The organism is Arthrobacter sp. B0316-1-20, from assembly GCF_059091865.1.
Genome location: NZ_JBNHHC010000135.1, coordinates 1 through 4,839, shown reverse-complemented (window position 1 = coordinate 4,839; position 4,839 = coordinate 1). Strand labels below are relative to the sequence as shown.

General features: G+C 67.7%; 5 protein-coding genes and 1 pseudogene. 2 read left to right on the top strand and 4 right to left on the bottom strand.

The window, feature by feature from the left end; all coding sequences use genetic code 11:
- The 3 genes and pseudogenes from AC5RW2_RS40430 to galU form a co-directional block, all read right to left on the bottom strand.
- A pseudogene (locus AC5RW2_RS40430) lies at positions 1-212 on the bottom strand (hypothetical protein); the annotation flags it as partial.
- 80 nt (positions 213-292) lie between these two features.
- Positions 293-559, bottom strand: a complete 267-nt coding sequence (locus AC5RW2_RS40425) for a hypothetical protein (RefSeq protein ID WP_494030680.1) — start codon at positions 557-559, stop codon at positions 293-295.
- Positions 560-706: 147 nt separating this feature from the next.
- Positions 707-1,597, bottom strand: a complete 891-nt coding sequence (gene galU, locus AC5RW2_RS40420; protein ID WP_494030679.1) for a UTP--glucose-1-phosphate uridylyltransferase GalU — start codon at positions 1,595-1,597, stop codon at positions 707-709.
- Positions 1,598-1,728: 131 nt separating this feature from the next.
- Here galU and AC5RW2_RS40415 point away from each other — a divergent pair, with 131 nt between their 5' ends.
- Both AC5RW2_RS40415 and nhaA read left to right on the top strand, forming a co-directional pair.
- Entirely contained in the window at positions 1,729-2,097 is a 369-nt protein-coding gene (locus tag AC5RW2_RS40415) for a VanZ family protein (RefSeq protein ID WP_494030678.1), read from the top strand.
- Positions 2,098-2,172: 75 nt separating this feature from the next.
- Complete coding sequence (gene nhaA / locus AC5RW2_RS40410; protein WP_494030677.1) at positions 2,173-3,510, top strand: Na+/H+ antiporter NhaA; 1,338 nt, start codon at positions 2,173-2,175, stop codon at positions 3,508-3,510.
- On the opposite strand, the gene AC5RW2_RS40405 is transcribed toward nhaA, so the two are convergent.
- Positions 3,511-4,443, bottom strand: a complete 933-nt coding sequence (locus tag AC5RW2_RS40405) for an AfsR/SARP family transcriptional regulator (RefSeq protein WP_494030676.1) — start codon at positions 4,441-4,443, stop codon at positions 3,511-3,513.
- Positions 4,444-4,839 lie beyond the last annotated feature (396 nt).

Sequence of the window (4,839 nt, the reverse complement as noted above, 5' to 3'; positions counted from 1 at the left end):
GCCGCTTCCGCCCGCAGCCGCTCGCCGTTGACCCTGGTCAACGGCGCCGGCACGTACGTCCTCGGCACCAGTTGCCGGTGCTTATTGACCACCACCTGCAGGCTGGAGGCCGTGTCCGTGTCATAGTCGGCCGCGACCGCGGCGGACGGTGCCAAAAACGCCAGCGACAGCAATGCCCCGGCAAGACCCAACGAAAAACGGCGCGGCTTCATAATGTCCTCCCCCGGACGATAATTGCACTGGGCCCGAATTTACCTGCCGCCGCGGCCGGCAACAATGGCCTGCCCGGAAATTACGACTCCGCCCGCAGCTTCCACCCCGCCCCGGCCAGGTCCCGGGTCAGCTCCATGGTCCGCAGCGGGGTCCGCGGGTTCCGGCCGATGCGCGCCTGCACCCGCCACACCTCCACCTGGGCGGCCAGCCCGCCCCCGATCGGCATCCGCCGTTCCGTCTCCCACCAGTTGACCCGCTCATACCAGCGGATCGGTTCCGCGCCGACGATCCATTCCCTGCCACCGCGGTCGATCGCGAAGGGCTTGCCTGTGGTCGTTGTTCTCACCGTTACATGTTCCATGCTTCGAAGCTATGTTCCAGCAGTGACAAAATAACTAGTAAGCAGATATTCGATAGCCCGGCCAGCCCAGGGCCCCCAAAAAGTTCGACGGCGGCACTCGCCGAGTGCCGCCGTCGTACCTTAAGCTCGTCCCTAGCTGACGAAGTCCTTGAGCCAGGTGCGCAGTTCCTCGCCGAACTCGGGCCGTTCCACGGCCAGGGTGACCACGGCCTTGAGGTAGCTGAGCTTGTCGCCGGTATCGTAGCGGCGGCCGCGGAAGACCACACCGTACACCCCGGAGCCTTCGCCCTCGGCAGCGGCCAGGGTCTGCAGCGCGTCCGTCAGCTGGATCTCCCCGCCGCGGCCGGGCGCGGTGTTCTCCAGCACATCGAACACGGCCGGGTGCAGCACGTAGCGGCCGATGATCGCCAGGTTCGACGGCGCGTCCTCCACCGCCGGCTTTTCCACCAGCTTATTGACCTTCACGAAGCCCTCGCCGTCCAGCCCGGTGACGTCAGCCACGCCGTAGGCGCTGATCTGGGCCGGATCGACCTCCATCAGGGCCACCACGGACCCGCCGGTCCTGGCCTGGACCTCGATCATCGTGGTCAGCAGCTCGTCCCGCTCATCGATCAGGTCATCGCCCAGCAGCACCGCGAACGGCTCGTCGCCCACATGCTGGCGGGCGCAGTACACCGCATGTCCCAGACCCTTCGGATCGCCCTGGCGCACGTAGTGGATATCGGCCAGCTCGGAGGCATGCCGCACGGCGGCCAGGCGCTTCGCATCGCCCTTCTTCTCCAGCAGCGCCTCCAGCACCGGCGTCCGGTCGAAGTGGTCCTCCAGCGCGCGCTTGGACCGCCCGGTAATCATCAGCAGGTCCGACAGGCCCGCCTTGACCGCTTCCTCAACGACATACTGGATGGCCGGTTCATCAACCACCGGTAGCATTTCCTTGGGCATGGCCTTGGTGGCGGGCAGGAACCGGGTGCCCATTCCCGCGGCCGGAATGACGGCCTTGCGTACAGTATTTCCCGTTGTCATAAACCGAGAATATACAGCCACACCGACCCAGCACGAACTCGCAACCTCCCGTTAGGAAACAGGCAATTCACAAAACTTCGCGAATTCGCCCCCGTCCGGCGCTGCCGGTTTCGCTGCTGGCCGCCTACCTGATGGCCCTCGCGGCCATCACCTTCTGGCCGACGCCGGTGGACCGCCAGGCGGCCGACCTGATCCAGCGCGCCCTGGCGAAACTGCACACCTGGGGTGCGCCGTCCTGGGTCAATTACGGGATGGTGGAGTGGCTGGCGAACGTGGCGCTGTTTGTCCCCTTCGGGCTGCTGGTGGCCTGGATGCTGCCGCGCGGCCGGGCCTGGCTGGCCGTCCCGCTGGCCTTCGCGGTGTCTGCCGTGATTGAGCTGGGCCAACTGGCGTTCCTCAGCGAGCGCTTTGCCACGCCCATGGATGTGCTGGCAAACACGCTGGGTGCCGCGGCCGGCTTCATCGCCGCGGCTGCGTGGCGGAGTACTCGGAGCGTGTAAACTACCTCGAAGGTGAGCCGGGAAGTCTGGTCGGCAGTGACGTTTTCCGTGCCCGACCACCGAAAGGTGCCTTCCATGGCCAAGCAGCCCGCACCCGCCACCAAGCCCAAGGTCCTCGGCCGGACCAACTGGCCCGAAACCCAGCGGATCGGCGAACTCCTGCGCAAGGAAACCATCGGCGGGGCACTGCTGGTGGCGGCCGCCGTCGTCGCCCTGATCTGGGCTAACTCCCCCGCTTCGGACAGCTATTTTGCGCTGCGCGACTTCAGGATCGGCTACGAGCCCTGGCATCTGGAGCTGAGCCTGGGCCAATGGGCCTCCGACGGGCTGCTGGCCATCTTCTTCTTCCTGGTCGGGCTGGAACTCAAGCGCGAATTCGTCGCCGGGGAGCTGCGGCAGGTCCGGACGGCGGTCGTCCCCATTACTGCCGCAGCCGGCGGGGTGATGGTCCCGGCGCTGATCTACGCCGTCGTCAACTGGAGCAATCCGGAAGCGCTGCGCGGGTGGGCCATCCCCACGGCCACCGACATCGCCTTCGCTGTCGCTGTGCTGGCGGTGATCGGTTCCCATCTGCCCAGCGCGCTGCGGATCTTCCTGCTCACCCTGGCGGTGGTGGACGACCTCATTGCCATCGCCATCATCGCCGTGTTCTACACCAGCGACATTCAGGTGGCGCCGCTGCTGCTGACCCTGATCCCAGTGGCCGTGTATGCATTCCTGGCGCAGAAGTACCGGCGGTTCTTCGGGCTCCAGGCCGGCGCCGCGTGGCTGATCCTGCTGCCGATCGGCATCCTGGCCTGGGCGCTGCTGCACGCCTCCGGCATCCACGCGACCATTGCCGGCGTCGTCCTCGGCTTCACCGTGCCGGTGCTGCGCAGCAAGGCCAACGGCGGTCCGGAAGCCGGACCGGGCCTGGCGGAGGTCTTCGAGCACCGGTTCCGCCCCGTGTCCACGGGGATTGCGGTTCCCCTGTTCGCCTTCTTCTCCGCCGGCGTCGCGATCGGCGGGGCGGACGGGTTCACCTCGGCGCTGACGGACACCGTGACGCTGGGCATCATCGCCGGCCTGGTGCTGGGCAAGCCGATCGGCATCGCCGGCATCACCTGGCTGATGACCAAGCTGACCCGGGCGCAGCTGGATCCGTCGCTGAAGTGGATCGACGTGATCGGCATGGCGTTCCTGGCCGGCATCGGCTTCACCGTCTCCCTGCTGGTGGCGGAGCTGAGCTTCGGCGAGGGCAGTGCGCACAACGACCACGCGAAGGTGGCGATTCTGACCGCGTCGCTGCTGGCCGCGGTCCTGGCCACCGTGATCCTGCGGCCCCGCAACCGGTACTACCGGAAGCTGGAGGCGGAGGAAAAGGTGGATGCGGACCGGGACGGCATCCCGGACGTGTACCAGCAGGAGGGGTGATCAGACCAGCATCATCGCCCGCTGCAGGAACCGGTTGAGCACATTCCCGGCGGCCCGCACTGACGCCCCGGGCGGCCTGCCGGCGGTCCACGCCGGACGCGAACCGTGGACGAGCTGCTCATGCAGGTACAGCAGGGCGGACAGCGCGTCGGACAGATCGCCGTCGGACTCCGCGGTGGCGCGCAGCAGGCGGGCATGGGCCTCCTGCAGCTGCGTGCCCGGCGCGCAGCCGAGTTCGCTGTTGAGCCGGCGGCGGTACCGTTCGTAGGCCTGCAGCCCTTCGGCGTAGCGGCCGGCCTGCTCCAGCGCCAGGACCAGCGCCGTCCAGGCCTGCTCATTGAACGGCTCCGCCTCCAGGGCAATGTGGGCCCAGCCGATCGCCTCGTCCGCCACGCCCAGCTCGGCCGCCAATTCGGCGGCACGGACCGTCACGGCGGTGACGCGGGCGGCATGGAGGTTCCGTTCCGCTTCGGCCCATTGGGCCGTCAGCTCCTCCCCCAGCAGAGGTTCGCCGGCCAGTTCGAGCGCCTGGCAGAGCAGGGGGTACGCCGCGGGGGCCGGGGCCTGTTCGCCGGCGCGCACCAGCTCGGCGAAGCGGTCCAGGTCCAGGTCCACCATGCCGGGGTCGATCACGTAGCCCCCGCTGGCGGTCTGCAGCGGCCCGAATTTGCCCTGGCCCGGCTGCAGGTACCTGCGCAGGACGCTGATGTAGCTCTTCAGGGTGGGCTGGGCTTCCGCCGGCGGATGGCCGGCCCAGAGCAGTTCGATCAGCAGGTCGTTGGAGACGGGCCGGCCGCGGTGCAGGAGCAGGATCTCCAGGATCTGCCGCGGCTTGGGCCCGCCGAGGTCCGAGGCGCCGAGCACCACGTCGCCGCGGCGGATCTGCAGGCTGCCGAACAGCCGTATCCTCAGCGGCCGGTTCCCGTTGTCCATGATGTCTCCTCTGGATACAGGCGATTCAATTGAGGCAGCGGTAGCTGCAGGATGCGGGCGTCTGACAAGGCGTCCGCTACGGCGCCGTTTGCGGCCTGGGATGAGGCCGGCTTCGCCGCCGTGATGTCGGTAACGCGCACACTCTTGACTGCCGGTGGGGGCCGGTCCCCGATCGTGACGCCGGGCAGCGGCTCCGACGGTCCCGAGGCAACGGCCGACGTCCAGACCAGCAGGCAGGCTCCCCCCAGAGCCAGCACAATCATGAGTAGCCACAAATGCCTCACAGCCAGAACTCCCCCGAACGGCGCGAATGATGGCTCTACTATCCGAAAGTTCCGTGAGAGCTGGATGAGAATTTCATGAAACCTTTCTCATCATCGGCCCTACCTGAAGTAC

What these genes read in the sequence shown, in the direction of transcription:
- galU (WP_494030679.1), bottom strand. Translation starts at nt 1,597, where the DNA reads ATGACAACGGGAAATACTGTACGCAAGGCCGTCATTCCGGCCGCGGGA.
- nhaA (WP_494030677.1), top strand. Translation starts at nt 2,173, where the DNA reads ATGGCCAAGCAGCCCGCACCCGCCACCAAGCCCAAGGTCCTCGGCCGG.
- AC5RW2_RS40415 (WP_494030678.1), top strand. Translation starts at nt 1,729, where the DNA reads ATGGCCCTCGCGGCCATCACCTTCTGGCCGACGCCGGTGGACCGCCAG.
- AC5RW2_RS40405 (WP_494030676.1), bottom strand. Translation starts at nt 4,443, where the DNA reads ATGGACAACGGGAACCGGCCGCTGAGGATACGGCTGTTCGGCAGCCTG.